The organism is Nostoc sp. (assembly GCF_036917415.1).
GTDB lineage: Bacteria > Cyanobacteriota > Cyanobacteriia > Cyanobacteriales > Nostocaceae > Nostoc.
In genome coordinates this window covers 1-15,196 of the sequence record NZ_JBALDJ010000108.1, presented here as the reverse complement: position 1 = coordinate 15,196, position 15,196 = coordinate 1, and the positions used below count along the sequence as shown (strand labels likewise).

Annotated in this window: 12 protein-coding genes and 1 pseudogene; 6 read left to right on the top strand and 7 right to left on the bottom strand. The window is 41.2% G+C overall.

Annotated elements, in window-relative coordinates:
- Positions 1–19 precede the first annotated feature (19 nt).
- A complete protein-coding gene (locus tag V7K41_RS24050) occupies positions 20–415 on the top strand; it encodes a hypothetical protein (RefSeq protein WP_334852276.1) in 396 nt (131 codons plus the stop codon).
- Here the strand turns inward: V7K41_RS24050 and V7K41_RS24045 are convergent.
- From V7K41_RS24045 to V7K41_RS24020, 6 genes and pseudogenes are all read right to left on the bottom strand, one after another.
- Positions 383–644: pseudogene (locus V7K41_RS24045) on the bottom strand (transposase); the annotation flags it as partial. The gene V7K41_RS24050 and the pseudogene V7K41_RS24045 sit on opposite strands and share 33 nt — an antisense overlap.
- Positions 645–768: 124 nt before the next feature.
- Positions 769–1,605 carry a hypothetical protein gene (locus tag V7K41_RS24040; protein WP_334852274.1) on the bottom strand — a complete coding sequence of 279 codons (837 nt, stop codon included), beginning with the start codon at positions 1,603–1,605 and terminating at the stop codon, positions 769–771.
- Between the two features lie 217 nt (positions 1,606–1,822).
- Complete coding sequence (locus V7K41_RS24035) at positions 1,823–2,323, bottom strand: DUF302 domain-containing protein (protein WP_334852272.1); 501 nt, start codon at positions 2,321–2,323, stop codon at positions 1,823–1,825.
- Between the two features lie 40 nt (positions 2,324–2,363).
- A complete protein-coding gene (locus V7K41_RS24030) occupies positions 2,364–3,263 on the bottom strand; it encodes an alpha/beta fold hydrolase (protein ID WP_334852270.1) in 900 nt (299 codons plus the stop codon).
- Positions 3,264–3,894: 631 nt separating this feature from the next.
- Positions 3,895–4,548 (bottom strand): TetR/AcrR family transcriptional regulator, encoded by a 654-nt coding sequence (locus tag V7K41_RS24025; RefSeq protein WP_334852268.1) that lies wholly within the window; start codon positions 4,546–4,548, stop codon positions 3,895–3,897.
- A 208-nt stretch (positions 4,549–4,756) separates the two neighbouring features.
- Positions 4,757–5,524, bottom strand: a complete 768-nt coding sequence (locus tag V7K41_RS24020; protein WP_334852266.1) for an SDR family oxidoreductase — start codon at positions 5,522–5,524, stop codon at positions 4,757–4,759.
- Positions 5,525–6,360: 836 nt separating this feature from the next.
- On the opposite strand from V7K41_RS24020, the gene V7K41_RS24015 reads away from it, so the two are divergent.
- From V7K41_RS24015 to V7K41_RS23995, 5 genes are all read left to right on the top strand, one after another.
- Complete coding sequence (locus V7K41_RS24015) at positions 6,361–7,158, top strand: cupin domain-containing protein (protein WP_334852264.1); 798 nt, start codon at positions 6,361–6,363, stop codon at positions 7,156–7,158.
- A 282-nt stretch (positions 7,159–7,440) separates the two neighbouring features.
- On the top strand, positions 7,441–8,250 hold the full coding sequence (locus tag V7K41_RS24010; RefSeq protein WP_334852263.1) for a cupin domain-containing protein: 810 nt from the start codon (positions 7,441–7,443) through the stop codon (positions 8,248–8,250).
- A gap of 809 nt (positions 8,251–9,059) precedes the next feature.
- Positions 9,060–10,685, top strand: coding sequence for a GMC oxidoreductase (locus V7K41_RS24005; protein WP_334852261.1), 1,626 nt, complete (start codon positions 9,060–9,062; stop codon positions 10,683–10,685).
- A 228-nt stretch (positions 10,686–10,913) separates the two neighbouring features.
- Positions 10,914–12,125 (top strand): SMP-30/gluconolactonase/LRE family protein, encoded by a 1,212-nt coding sequence (locus V7K41_RS24000; protein ID WP_334852260.1) that lies wholly within the window; start codon positions 10,914–10,916, stop codon positions 12,123–12,125.
- Between the two features lie 97 nt (positions 12,126–12,222).
- Positions 12,223–14,409 (top strand): pentapeptide repeat-containing protein, encoded by a 2,187-nt coding sequence (locus tag V7K41_RS23995; protein ID WP_334852259.1) that lies wholly within the window; start codon positions 12,223–12,225, stop codon positions 14,407–14,409.
- Positions 14,410–14,734: 325 nt separating this feature from the next.
- Here V7K41_RS23995 and V7K41_RS23990 read toward each other — a convergent pair whose 3' ends face one another.
- Positions 14,735–15,055 carry a hypothetical protein gene (locus V7K41_RS23990; protein WP_334852277.1) on the bottom strand — a complete coding sequence of 107 codons (321 nt, stop codon included), beginning with the start codon at positions 15,053–15,055 and terminating at the stop codon, positions 14,735–14,737.
- Positions 15,056–15,196: the final 141 nt, after the last annotated feature.

Sequence of the window (15,196 nt, the reverse complement as noted above, 5' to 3'; positions counted from 1 at the left end):
TCTGTTAATTTAACTCGCAATGGAGCAGACATCTCGTAGAACCTGTTTTTTAGACCTTCTCTATCTTATATTTAATTATAACCACCTACTTATTAGAAATGCACTTGTAGAAGAGAGTCCGGATTATGCAGATAGTGCAACTGCTGCCGAAATTGAAGCTTTGAAAGTTCAAATCGCCGCTCTGTCAGAGAAAGTGAATATTCCTTCTGCGACCAAAACGGAAGTATATGCCCTCCAGGAGCGGTTAAATCAATTGCGGGTGGGTATTTCAAATGAAATTAAGAAGGATAGGGAGCAACTTGCTTCTTTAACGCTGGCGATCTCCCGACTTGAAAGCCAAATTGAACAGCTAATACCTTCCTTAAATCTTCAAGTGGATGGCGAAGGTAATGAACCCATAAGTCTGTTTCCCTGATTTACTGACTATAACTTCATCTCCAGCCAGCAGATATACTTCCCGCTCTCGCCACAAATGCTTGCAAAAAAATAGCCAAAACAACGTTGCCCAAGGTATTACTTTATGGAAGAATCTCAAAATTGTCCGGTAACTACCACCCATGCTTGTCCAGCAAGAGATTCCCAACATCGTGACTCGGCCATTTAGAGCTAACATTGCTCTTGTTGATTTGGTTCAATTGCCGCATCGTTGTAGCGTTTATCTCTGGCAGCAGGCATTGTAACAATGATAAGATTATCTATTGCTAGTTAAGTTATCTCATTTTTTGATTTCCAGAAAGTAATAAAAGTAGTTGATGTATGATTTACCTACTATAGATGAAAGAAACTGTTTTGTTTTTTTAGAAGAGAAATACGACGCAACCGCCAAAGCATCCCTAGACTACCAAAACCTATCAAGCAGCCTAAGTTGATTGTTGGTTCGGGAACTGGTTTGATGGACTTGTAGTTTTTGATTGAGAAAGATTTTTCTGGTTCAAGGACAAAATCCCACTGAAAAGCGTAAGCATCTTCACCAGTCAGTGGTCCACCAACATTTGATAAGTTGGTGGGAAAATTATCTGACAATGCATCTAAAATATTAGGAAAAGGAGATACTTGGTAGTCGCTCGCTGACGGGTTAATCACTTCTTTGCCCAAGGTAAAACTATCAAACTGTGTAGCCATATCAGTACTGATTTTTACTGTGTCGTCCTGACCGTTATCAGTCAGGTCAAAATCAGTGTAGTTAAACAAATGGAAATCTAATTTATTAGAGCTAGTATTTTTAATGTCGATGTTCTCGAATAAGCTAGATGTACCGCTACCGGGTACACCACCATCTAACTGGAAGTTGAGTACCATTTCAAAGCCATTACCAGCGTAGGTGGCACTGAGCTGATTGCTAGCTGGTTGAGTTTGATTTATTCCAATCAAGTTGAGAGCATTGATCTCATTTTCTTTGCTTGTAGAGCCAATGCGATACCAGAATTGGTTATGGAATAAATGATTTATATTGTCAATAGTCCAGAATAGTAAACCATCATTGGCGGGATTATCTGAAGAAGAAGTTTCAAAAGCAGCGATTGAATTGTCATCATTCAGAGCTAAAACAGCAGATTGAGCTGATTGTTCTGTGATTACTGTCGAAATAACGACAGCAGTCGTCACAGATACAAATTTTACTTTGAGAAAGTTGAAGTGTTTTTTCAACATATGTAATCCTTGCAACCCTATTTATTTCTTAATTTTATTTCTAGGGAAAGGTTCTGGTCTTTTCCTATTGTTTAACTAATTGTGGGGGTTTGAATCCCAAACTAACAAGGGGCAAGTTTTGTCGCGGGGTCTAAATCACCATTACAAAACTTAATTACGAATTATTTTAACCTTAGAATACGGTTACTTTGGTCGTTAGTTCTTCAAGCTTCCGGTCAAGCATTAGCGCAATTGCCAAGATTTTATCGTTTTGGAATTGCCCTAGAAGAGACGAGGGCTTTTCATAAGAGATTTGCGTCTTTCCTTGTTGATTTTCATACACTAACATTCGTAAAGGAACGTAAAGTCCGACCCCTAAATTTTGTTCGAGCATTTGTTTAGCAATTAGTGGATTTCCAATCACATAGAGTTTGGCTTTGTTTCCCTCGAAAGCCAGGGACATAAGACTACCATGATCAATCTTTGTAAATGTCATTAAGCCACTACTTCCAATCTTTGACTGAAGCGCCTCTTGGAACTCATCCCATGAATTGCTAGCTAAGACAATTTGTTCAACGACTGCCAAATCAAGCTTATCTGTCATTGCAATTGACTCTATCGCTTCTACAACCTGCTCAAAGGATTTGTCTGAGGACACAATAATGTGCGTTCTCGATAGGGTTAGAGTTTCCATTTCTTTCTCTTTCTTAGTTTTAATAACAGAACTGCAACAATCAACGCGATAGCCAACTCTTAATCGTCCGTGTTACCAAATCGGCACTCTCCTGGTGGACGAAGTGGCCAGCAGTAGGGATGGTAACAAGTGTCAGATCTTTTTCCACCCACTCCCAGGTATTATTGAGCGCATCGGCTAGTAAGAATTCATCTTTTAGACCATGAATCAACAGCACTGGTGCTTGCAACTTGATGCTCAACGAGGTGTCTTCCACGTAAGGCTCCCTGGGGTAGTTCTGCTGGTAGTAGTGCAGCATTGCTTGAATGTCAGATCGCTGTAAAGCCTGAATGTACTTTTCCTTCACTGCTTCCTTCATCCTTGCCTCTGTCACCCAAGTGCTGAGCAGTTCTGGGGTCAAACTTTCGTAGGCTTTTTCCTGCTGAAAGTTCCTTGCATACTGGCTGTTTAGCTGTTGCTGCGGATTGTGGGCGAGTTCCCGAGCCAAACCATAAGGATGCGGCAGATTGAGGATAATCAGCTTTTCGGTCATGTCGGGGATATGCATTGCAAACTGCCAGGCTACCATGCCGCCCCAGTCATGTCCAAGAATAATCGCTTTCTCTCGACCCAGATGGCGGATAACAGTATGCAAATCTCCCATAAGCGATCGCATATCGTAATTTTCAACTCCTTTGGGTTTGTCACTCAGGTTGTAACCTCGCATATCTATAGCCACAACCTGGTAGTTCGAGGCCAAAAACTCCATCTGATAATGCCAGGTATACCAGTGGTCTGGAAAACCATGAATCATAACTATCAGAGGTCCTTGACCGAGGCTGGCGTAGTGGATCTTCACCCCATTACTGTTAGCGTAGCCGTGTTCAACACGGCATTCGAGGTCAGTGTCCCCGATCGCTACGACTCCTAAGCTAACCTGATTTTCTATCTTCAAATTCATTTTTCTCTCCTGGTGATTTAAAACCTAAATATTAATGGTTCTACCTCTCCCCTTATGCTGTGGTATTAAAATTCAGGTTTTATAGTGATCCTTCAAACCTGAAAACCTAGTCTCTCTAAATAACACAGCCTATAAGACCAGTTTATTTATTATTAGAGTCTATAAAAGGAGGGATAAAGCCATATTAATTTGCCAAGACAAATTAGTGAGGTTAATAGCAGCAAGAACAATCGCTAAGTACTTGAACAAAATTAATTACACAAAACCAAACGGTAAAGGGAAGTAATTATTAATTGCAATCTTAAACTTTTATTTCCTTTCCATACGCAATGTTTTAACCTACTAAGTAGGTTGGCAGAATAAAACCAAAGTATGTAAAGAAAGATAAACTAGGGCTTTTACCCTCTTGCCTCTTGCCTCTTGCCTTTTGCCACTTGCTTAATTACAACTACAAATTTTGATGCAGACCTACTTACATCCACTTTCAAGCTAGCCATTTATGGAAAAATCCTACAAATAAGCATGAAAATCTAAGTATTTACGTCTTCCCATCTCCCTTGTCCTGAATCTATTTTTAAGCTAGACGCCCACAACTATGGCATACAAATTTTCTCTTCCACACTGCCCATTTTCAAGACAGTAATGGCAAAGAATTAGAAGTTACCACACTCTGCAAACGGTGGAGGATTGCTGTTTTTGCCCAGTCAATCGCCTTTGGCTCGTCAAAGAGTTGAAAAGCCCAGTTAGCCCCTAAGCCTAATGCATTAATCTCAAATGCCAACTGATTTGCATCAACATTTGGCTCAATCTCTCCCATTTTCTGTGACTCACGTATTAGATTGGTCAGCAGACTAAGCCAATTGTTCATAATTTCAGCAATTTTATCCCGTATTAAACCAGGACGACTATCGAACTCAGCCGAAGCCCCAGCAAAGAAGCACCCACCACGAAAGACTTTTCTTTCTATGTAAGAGAACCACGTATTGCAAAGACTCCATATAGCCGCCAGACCACTTTTGCCGTTTAGGGCTATATCTATAACTTCATTCTGGAAGATCACATAGGCTGCATCGACTGTCGCCAGTTGGAGGTCTTCCATTGAGCCGAAATGGGCAAATAGTCCACTTTTGCTTTTACCTAATTCAGAGGCGAGGCGGCCAAGAGAGAGTCCCTCTAATCCTTCAACTGAGGCGATATCTACCGCAATCCGTAGCACTGCTTGGCGGGTCTGTTGACCCTGTAATGTACGGCGTCGTTTAGGTGTATCAGCTAGGCTTTGAGTCATTTTGTCTATTTCCTCTTGCAAAAGTATTGTTTAGGCTTGGCGAAACCATTTAGATCAAGGACTTTGGCAACTGTTGAAAGATTACATATTTACTGCTAGTTCTTGCATGATTGCACATATGCCAAGGTTCAACAAAACTGATTTATCTTTTAACTGTTCTCTTTACTCTACCCAACATTTTTGCATTGAGGTTTTACAATTCTGGGTATCAAGATGTTAGTTTAGCTTTCAAGGCTGTTGCTATAATCTGCTTGAGGATGTTTTCAGCTGTAATGGGTGAAAACCGATGGGCAAAGTAAAGAGCTTTTGCTGGTCCAATACGAATTTCATAATTGTTAGTGCGTAAACCCTTGATTAAAGCCTCAGCTACCTCAGTAGGTGAAACTTTACTTGTATTTATTTGCTTGACTGCTTCTGTATCAACAAAAGGTGGCATTACCTCAAAAACCTTGACTGATGTTTGTTGTAGCTGCTGTCGTAGAGAACACGAAAATGAGTGAAGAGCGGCCTTCGTGGAGCTATAGATTAGCATTTTTGGAGATGGTACAAGAGCAACGATTGACGAGATTGTAACAATAGCAGATTCTTCAGTCTTTAAAAGTAAGGGTAATGCAGCTTTGGTAACAGATAAAGTCCCCAGCAAATTTGTCTGAATCTCTTGCTCACCGTTTATAAAGGCATCTTCATCGTGAATGAAGTCATAAAACCTAATTGTCCCAGCATTGTTTATCAGTATATTCAGGTTTCCAAATTGAGACCTGATAGCAGTAAACATCTCCCTTACTTCATTTGGTTTGGTAATATCGCACACGAAGGTATGAAGTCCAGGACAAGTTTGGCTCGCCTGTGCCAACTTTTGTTGATTGCGACCACATATGATTGCTTGATTGTTTAAGTTTAAAAAAGCTTTGGCGATCGCCAGTCCAACGCCTGAGCTTCCACCAGTAATCAAAACTGTATTTCCATTAGTTTTCATAACTATTTTCGACTTACTCAGCAATTTAGAGTACTAAAGGTTCGTGTTGCAATGGGGTACTGTCATAATATTCAGGACTGGTTGGCATCTTTTCATTCTTTAGAAAGAATGTTGTTTAACTAACTATAGCACGACTGGTCGTACTATCAAATAAAAGTTTACAAAAATGCGGAAGCGAAATTTTTTGAACAAATTTTACAAAACGCACTATAAAACGACCAATCGTGATATAAATTAGTTTAACACGACTGGTCGTGCTATCAAATTCAGTTTTCTTGTAGCGATCGCCAGTTTTTAGAGGAGGTTACTGCGTGTTGAATGCGCTTAGTATAATCCTTGTGTTTGAGAATTAGCTACATTCAGTAGACCAAAAAGTTTTGCGATCGCTGCCTGAAATCAGAGTCTAACCCACCATCAAGGAGGCTATATGATAGCGGAAGTCAGAGAAGTAACAAGGGAGCAAATTACACACAATACAAAATTAGCTGTCGCTTTCGAGCGATTTAGTGAAAGTAAGAGGGCAAAATTACTTGTTGTGAATAGACTTCTTGCATAAATGGTAAACAAAAGCGTGATAAGTAGTTAGTAAAATGTAAAAACTAACTTTTGCAAGAGGTCTAATCATCAATCTAAATATAGGTTTTTGAGGTAGTCCTTGACTGATTCAATAACAGCATCCTTGCGTCAAAGAATCTTGCGCTGAGACACCTTTTTTTCATCTAATTCTAGTTTCGGCTTTTTTGTGCCTTTTTCAACTTGTCGAACTCACGTTGATTTTAGGAGTACTCAAATAAAGTCAATCGCCTACAAAAGTTTACTAAATAAGAGATTGTGAAATGAAATTATTTGGAGTTGGTGTAATTAGCTCATTGCTATTGGCTTTAGCCATAAGTTCTAGAGTAGAAGCTTTTCAATTCCCAAACGTAACGCCAGATCCAGATGCACCATCGTATTTGTTTTTGCCGGACGGACCAATTACTCTTCTCAAAAGAAGTGAAACTACCGGAGGAAAATACGCCCTAATGGAGTCTATAGTTCCACCAGGAGGCGCTTCACCACCGCACATCCACCATGAAGAAGACGAATGGATATACGTCGCACAAGGGAATATGGAGCTAGTAGTAGGGGAGAACTTTTATCCCGATCCAAACCAAGTTCCTGGAGTTAATGCTCCCAGAGATATCCTACATGCCTTCGATGCTCCCGCTGGAACATTGTTTTATGGTAGAAAAAACTATATCCACGGAATTAGAAATGTTGGAACGACAACTGGGAAGGTGCTGTTAGTTTCAGATCCCGCTGGGTTTGAGCATCTGATCGAAGAAGTAAGTCAACCGGTGACTGACGTGGCGAATCCACCACCATTTAACCCTGAGACTATCTCTTTATTGGCAAAAACAAGCCCAAAGTATGGACTAGTTAGTAGTTTTTCTTTTGACCAATTCGGAGACATAGTAGCTGACAATAATTTCCCCTACCCAGACAATCATGCTAACGACTTGTTAGCATTGTTGTCTGACGATGTGACACAAGTCCCTGAACCTTCTGTTTTAGGGGGCATATTAATATTTGGTACTTCAAGTGCAATTTCTATCTGGAAGCGCAAACCCAAATCGGTTAGCAAGATAGCTTAGTCGGAGAGAAATTGTATTCTCAAAAGTTCAAAAAATACTCACTATAGTGGTACTTCGAGTGCAATTTATGTCTGGAAGCGCAAGCATAAATCGGTTAGTAAGATAGCTTAGTTGGACAGGAATTGTATTCTCAAAAGTTAGAACAACTCTAACTCTCATAGCTCTGCAAATTAAAACTCGAATTCTACTAGTTGTTCTAGAAATTCACGAGAGTTTTACTGATTTAGCAGTGTTCAGATGAAGTCAAATACCAGACAAATTACTTAAAAAGGAGATTTGGAAATGAAATTATTTGGAGTTGGTGTAATTGGTTCGTTGCTATTAACTTTAGCTATAACTTCTAAAGTAGAAGCTTTTCAATTCCCAACGATAACACCAGATCCAGACGCACCATCATATTTGTTCTATGATGGTGTACCGTTTACATTTATCAAAAGGGGAGAAACTACTAACGGACAATACACACTAAGGCAGACTAACGTTCTAAAAGGGCAAGGTGTACCACCGCATATCCACCAAGACGAAGATGAATGGTTATATGTCAAAGAGGGGAATCTACAGATAACGGTGGGAGACCACATCTATGGCCCAAACGAAATCCCTGGAGTCAATGCTCCCAAAGATATCCTTCACGCCATAGATGCACCCGCCGGAACCTTGATTTATGGTCCAAGATACCGTCTCCACGGAGTTCTAAACATCTCGGATGAACCAGCGAAATTGTTGGTTGCTTGGAATCCCCCTGGGTTTGAGGACATTTTCAAAGCACCTGGGATAATACCAGTAACAGATTTTTCAAATCTGCCAACTCTTCCTCCTAATTACCCCCAGATATATGCACAAGCGGCTAATGCCGAGCGCGGACTCGTCGGTAGTGCCTCTTACGATCAATTTGGGGACCTACAGTATGACAATGTTGTAGCCAACGAGGACAATCATGGTGATGAGTTGTTAAGATTAATAGCGGCGGGTAATGAAAGTCCTAAACCAGTGCCTGAATCTTCTTCTTCATGGGGCGTATTAGCATTTGGTGCTTTAGTTGCAATTTCCATCTGGAAACCCAAATGGAAATCGATGAGTAAAGTAGGTTAATTTGACAAGGGTTGTGTTGCCAAAAATTAGAAGAACACTAATTGTAGTAGCTCTACAAATTAAAACTTGAATACTGATAGTGGTTCTAGAATTTTGGCAATACAACCAAAAAATAACTTCACGAACGAGTACGCCATTGTAGTAAATGTAAGTAAAAATTACAATTCGGTTTTGTTGACCTAAAAAACAAAAAATTACGTAGGTTGGGGAGCCAACGGCCTTTGGACGTTTTTTTGACTTTTCACGGGACGTCCTCAAGCTTCAAAAAAGCGTCGATTTTTCCATAACCTAATTCTTAATAGCTCTAAGTTAATGAAAATAGATAATGGAAAAATCAGGGCTTGGGAAACCATCAAAATGACATGAATCCACATAGCGTGAAAAGTCAGGGAGTTTTTTTTGTTGAACAAAGTGGCGTTTGAGGAACGAAACCCAACATTTACGTTAATTTTGTTGGGTTAAGTGAAGCGCGACCCAACCTACAATTCTTCTTACTAAACTCTATTGATATATAGGACTCCAATTTGATTTTTGAAAACATACTGAGACTGAAAAAACCCTTTTATAAGAGTTTTATCTGAAATATTGCTCAGAAATCAAAGATGATTCCTATATAACAGAGCTTAACTTAGTAAATGCCATAGTAGTTATACTTGATTTAATTGTAGTTTTTGACACAGTTTATATACTTTTTGAAGGTCAAGTCGTTGGACTTCCAGTGAAGAAAAAAGCTTCTTGGTGTCTTTAATCCAAATATCAAAAGACAACCGAGACTAATGGAAAAAGTAGTTCATTAAAAGTTGATTTTTATGCGAAACAATAAGTTTTACACCCGTCGTCGTTTTCTTCAAACTACTGCTTTATTTTCTACTGCTTTAACGACTTCACTAATTAGCCCTCGTCGGAGTAATGCTCAGGATGAGACGGTAGAAGCTTTGATCATCGGTAGCGGCTTTGGTGGCGCTGTTGCAGCTTTGCGTTTAGGGCAAGCTGGTATCAATACATTGGTTCTAGAACGAGGTCGTCGTTGGCCTATTACATCTGCTCAAAATACTTTTGCTACTTACCGTAAACCTGATGGTCGAGCCGCTTGGCTCAGTCCAAAAACATTGATCCTTGATGAAGTCCCTATAGATGTATACACAGGAATTTTAGAGCGTCAAGATGAACAGGGAATTTCTGTTTACTGTGGTGCTGGAGTCGGAGGTGGTTCATTAGTCTATAATGCTATTACTTATCAACCTCCCCGTGAACTCTTCTATCAAGTATTTCCTACAACAATTGATTATGACGAGATGGATAGAGTTTATTATCCTCGCGTTCATTCAATTATTAAGCCAAAACCAATTCCTCAAGACATTTTGGCTACTAACTACTATTTATCAACCAGGCTTTTTCTTCAGCAAGCCGCAAATGCTGGATTAACTAGTCGTTTGCTAGACATTGCTATAGACTGGGATATTGTTCGCCAAGAGATTAATGGCACTAAAGTTCCTTCCACTATTATTGGTGAAGATTGGTATGGCATTAATAGTGGAGCAAAAAAGAGTCTAGATCGTAGCTACTTAGCTGATGCAGAGAAAACTGGGTATGTGGATATCTTGCCTCTACACATAGCAACAGAAATTTCTGAAGTACCAGGACATGGTTATCGAGTTGCCTGTAATCAGATTAATGAGTCTGGAGAAGTGATTACAAGAAAAACTATTACTTGTAAATATCTATTCCTGGCGGCTGGTTGTATGGGAACTTCTAAACTTTTAGTCAAAGCTAAAGCAACAGGTACACTACCTTGGTTAAATGAACACATTGGTTTAGGCTGGGGGACTAATGGAGATACTTTTACTATTCGTGCAGGTTTTCCGACACCGACAAATAGTGGTCAGGGAGGGCCTGCTACTGCCGCTATTCAATATTTCGATAATCCTTTTGGCCCGATTTCTATTGAATCACTCTCGATATGGAATGCTCCTGAAGGAATTCTAGCATTTCCTGCTATAGGCATACCCTCTGTAAGGGGGAGATTTAAATACGATTTTACTAAAGGTTCAGTTGGACTAAAGTGGCCAGATGGTAACTCTTTGGGAGATCCAAAACTATTGAAAGCTGCACAATTTGCTTACAGATTACTTGACAGGAAAAACGCTACTTCAACTAATCAGGCAAGAACAGATATAACAATGGGTAGCTACTTTCAGCCTAAAAACCTAGTTAAAGCTCAAGTATCTGATACTTTTGCTAATTTTCATCCTTTAGGAGGAGCAGTTATAGGAAAAGCTTGCGATTTATATGGTCGCGTGATTGGTTATCGAGGTTTGTATGTTGTTGATGGTGCATTGATGCCTGGTTCTACGGCATGTGCAAATCCCTCTTTCACCATTGCGGCTTTAGCAGAACGCTGTCTCGAACGGATTATTGCAGAAGATATTGTTTAGTCGCCAGTTTGTTTAAATCCTTATACCGTTTCTTTGTGAAGCTGCATATATTTACCCCCCGGCTACGCCGTCCCCCCTTATGAAGGGGGGACTGATTATGTGCATTCTTCATACAGAATTGGTATTAGATGTCTAAATTAGTATGCAAAGCAGGTAAAATGAACTACGCATAGTGAATAAATTACAGCTAATTGCTACAAACTGAGATTGACTCCAAGATCACCCATAATGTGTGATTTAGCAAAGCTTTCTGTTGAGATTGAAGTTCACATTGAAAAGGATAACATCGTGAGAATACATCACTGGGCTATTGCCTTGTTTACTCTACTGGCGATTAGTATTCCTGAAGCAGTTTGGGCCATTCGTCCTTTGGGTGACTCTCGTGTTTTTACTGAGCTTCCTGCCGAACCGGGTTACCCTGAAGATATTGCTCTGCTCGGTGATCGAGTTTTTATTTCTGGGCCTGCCCAGTCTGGCTTGTTTGTGCAACCAAGTGTTCTAGAGTATGATTTAGACTCTGGTGTGTTCGTGCGGAAATATGACATTACAGGTCAGAATCCGAACTTACCGCAGGCGATCGCAGGCATTGTATTCGACAAAAGTAATCGGCTTTACGTAACTGATATCCAACAGGGCATTGTCCGATTTGATGTCACCGAACCTAACCCAGTTCAAGAAATTTATGCCTCTGCATTGCCGGATTTGCCCATCTGCTCCACTGTTACAGCAGGAACCCCTTGTTCACCTACTACAGTAGACCAGACACCTCTAATTAATGATTCTGTCTTTGATTCTAGTGGCAACCTCTATATTTCTGACTCATTTCAAGCAACAATTTGGCGAGTTGCTCCTGGCGGCGGAACCCCAGAGATTTGGTTCCAGGACAGCCGCTTTGAGGGGTTTGGGGCCAACGGACTTCGAGTCGATCCCACAGGCACAAAGCTCTATGTAGCGACAACGTTGAATGCACTGGGTCAAGGTTTCATCCGCACTTTACCCCTCATCGATACTCTCAGCGCCGCAGATCTATCAACCTTTTTCCAATACGCACCTAATGAAGCTCCATCTGGAATTGAATTTGGTTCGTCAGGTAATCTTTACGTAGCTCTGGGTAGGAGTAACCAGATTTCGGTTTTGTCCCCAAATGGCACAGAGATCAACCGTTTTTCTGGTCCTGCGGTCAGACCGAATGACCCCAACAATTTATTGCAGTGGAGGAATCCATCCAACATTGCGTTTAATAACAAAACCCGTGCGCTCTTGGTAACCAACAATCCTTTGCCCACTATCTTTGATCCTCAGCCTGAGTTTGCGGTGTACGATGTATTTGTCAATGATGTTGCTGTTGGGGTTCCTGAACCTAGCAGTTTGTTAGGAACTATGTTGATTTTGGGACTAGGCTGTTGTTTCGGCACTCGACGTTTTCGCAGATGGCATTGAGCTGAGATGCGCGACGTAAAAGTCCTGCATAGGCTGTATTTATCTCGTTTTCCTCCACCCTTGCAGACATTAGTGCAATTATCTTAACCTCTCATGGATGGCTATGCCCCAGGACTTCTCCGGTCAAAATCTCCGAGGACGCAACTTTAAAGGTAGACAAAACCTTGCGGGCGCAAACTTTAGCTATGCCGACATCCAAGGGACAAACTTTTCCAACACTAATTTAATAGGTGCAAATTTCAGTGACGCCAAAGCTGGACTGCAACGCCGTTGGGTAACTGGTTTAGTTCTTGTCTCATTCTTATTTTCAGGACTGTCAGGAGTTCTCTGGGCTTTCAATGGTTATTTTGTGTCGTTGATATTTAACTCATCCAGCCAAGCCAACCAGATTATCGGCTGGGTTGCTTTAATCATATCGATTCCCTTTTATTTCCTAACCATTCGTCAAGGATTAACATCTGGTTTAGGATATCTCGCCTTTGCTGTCGCCTTTGCCGTCGCCGTCGCTGGAGCCTTCGCCGGAGCCTTTGCCGTCGCCTTCGCTGTTGCTGTCGGCGTCGCTGTCGCCGTTGTTGGAGCCTTCGCTGGAGCCGTTGTTGGAGCCGTCGCTGGAGCCGTTGCTGGAGCCGTTGCTGGAGCCGTTGCTAGAGCCGTCGCCTTCGCCTTCGCCTTTGCTGTCGCCGTCGGCGGAGCCGGAGCCGTCGCCGGAGCTTTCGCCGGAGCCTTCGCCTTCGCCTTCACCGGAGCCGTTGCCAAAACCTTCGCCTTCGCTGGAGCCTTCGCCGTTGCCTTCGCCGGAACATTACTGAACATTTACATTACTTGGCAAGCGATGAAAGGAAACGAAAAATATTCCCTAATTCGTAATATTGCCATTACCTTTGCAGCTACTGGCGGTACAAGCTTTCATAACGCTGATTTAACAGGTGCTGATTTTACCCAAGCCACACTCAAAAGTACAGATTTCCGCAACGCTAACCTCACTCATACTCTTTGGCATCAAGCCAAAATGCTTGACCGTGTTCGCACAGATTTAACTTATTTACAAAACCAACAAGTACGTCAACTGCTAGTTACAGGACAGGGAGAGCATACAAAATTTGACCGTCAAAACCTCCGGGGTATCAACTTACAAAAAGCTAAACTAGCAAATGCCAGCTTTATTGGCACTGACCTCAGTGAAACCAATTTGCAAGATGCTGATTTGTCAAGAGCAAAGCTGAAGCAAACGCAACTAGACAATACAGATTTAACAGGCGCAACTCTCACTGGAGCTTTCATTGAAGACTGGGGAATTACCACTGAAACTAAATTTGATGGAGTGCGGTGTGAGTATGTTTATATGCGCTTGCCCACTCAAGAGAACCCAGACCCCCACCGCAAACCAGATAACAGGCAGGAAGTATTTGAAGATGGTGAGTTTGGAGATTTTATCAAGCCAATCTTCGACACTCTCGACTTGTACCATAGCCAAGGGGTTGACCCCAGAGCGATCGCAATTTCCTTTAAGCAGTTAGCAGAAAATCACCCTGATGCCGAATTAGAAATTGTAGCGATGGAGAAACGAGGTGAAAATAAGTTTCTGCTTCGTGCAAAAACAGCGTTCGCGGCTGACAAGTCGGAACTAAGTAAAGAATATTTCGATATTTATAATCAACTAAAAGTTTTGGCAGAACAAGAAGTTAAAGCACTAATAGCAGAAAAGGATAGCAGAATTTCTGATTTACAAAAGATGATAACGACAGCACTACAAAGTCCTAGTTATTATTCAAATATCCAAGTAGAAGAGGTAGGTACATTGAACCAAAATCAAGGGGGAATTAACCAAAGCGCAAATAACAGCCAATTTGGTCAAGGACAACAAGCTGCACAAGGAAGTGGAAATCAAATGTCTATTAATAATAACGAAAATTATAAAACTAAATATAATTTCAGCAACGCTGATGTAGGTAACGTTGTTGATACGGCTCAATCTGGTAGCCAACAGATAGGTAAGGAGTATAATTATGCACCAGAACAAAAACAAAACCTTGTAGAAGCCGCAGCAGACATTCAGCAATTACTAGAGCAATTAAGCCAGTTTTATCCTACTAATACAATGGCAGGAAAAATGGCACTGGCAGCAGAAGCCACGCAACGCATCGAAAATAACCCTACTTTAATGCAGAAAACAATCAGCGCATTGAGGGCTGGTGGTACGGCTGCTCTAGAACAAGTCCTCAGCCATCCCGCAGCCAGCTTTGTCATTGCTGCTTTAGATGATTGGAGTAAAAAAAATCCATAAATTAGTCTATGCATTAGTCAGATATTTCTTAACAAAAGAGTGAAAGTCAGTAAACCGAAAAGTCTTGCGATCGCTCAGTGATGTAGACTTGCAAACCTGATTGTTGTCTGAAAAACTGTACTTTTTGATACAGTCTTGGAAAAATTTGTTGATAGATTTTACATAAGCAAAATTAGCTAAAGGTTTCCAGCCATTAATAGTGACTGGAGTTTAGACTAAAAGCGATATGAGAGAACGCAAATCAAAAGGAATTAGAGGTTAAAAATATTCTCAAGTCAGCCTTAAAGCATCGAATGGCACTAAGAAAAGCCGAAAAGCTTGTGGTTTAAGCAGTTTGCAATTGTTGTCGTAATTCTTGCCGGGGTTTAGTCATCAAGGGGTAAATTTTGGGGCGACGTTTACGGACTCGTAGTTCACTACGACCTGGGCGTTCCAGAACGCCCTTGTGAGCAATAACTTTAAGTAAAGTGCGATAAATGCGAAGGCGTTTTGTTGAAGTTGCTGCTAATAATTTGGGAATAAAATTAATTAAATGGTAAAGAGTGCCTTGTAATGATAGGCGATTTGGAGGGGTAGTATAAGTAGTCCCGGCATCCCACATCAAACTACGAAGTAATAGGAAGCGCGGAGCTACCAGCGCCTGCATTAAATCTCTAGAATGGGAATGTCTCTTTTCATGCTCACCGACACCATGTTTGAGTCGATGGGGAGTATTATCTCCCGCACCTCTCAGTTAAATCTGGGCGTGCGACTTTCATCGCACCCAGCTTCCGATGTTCTTAGCTTA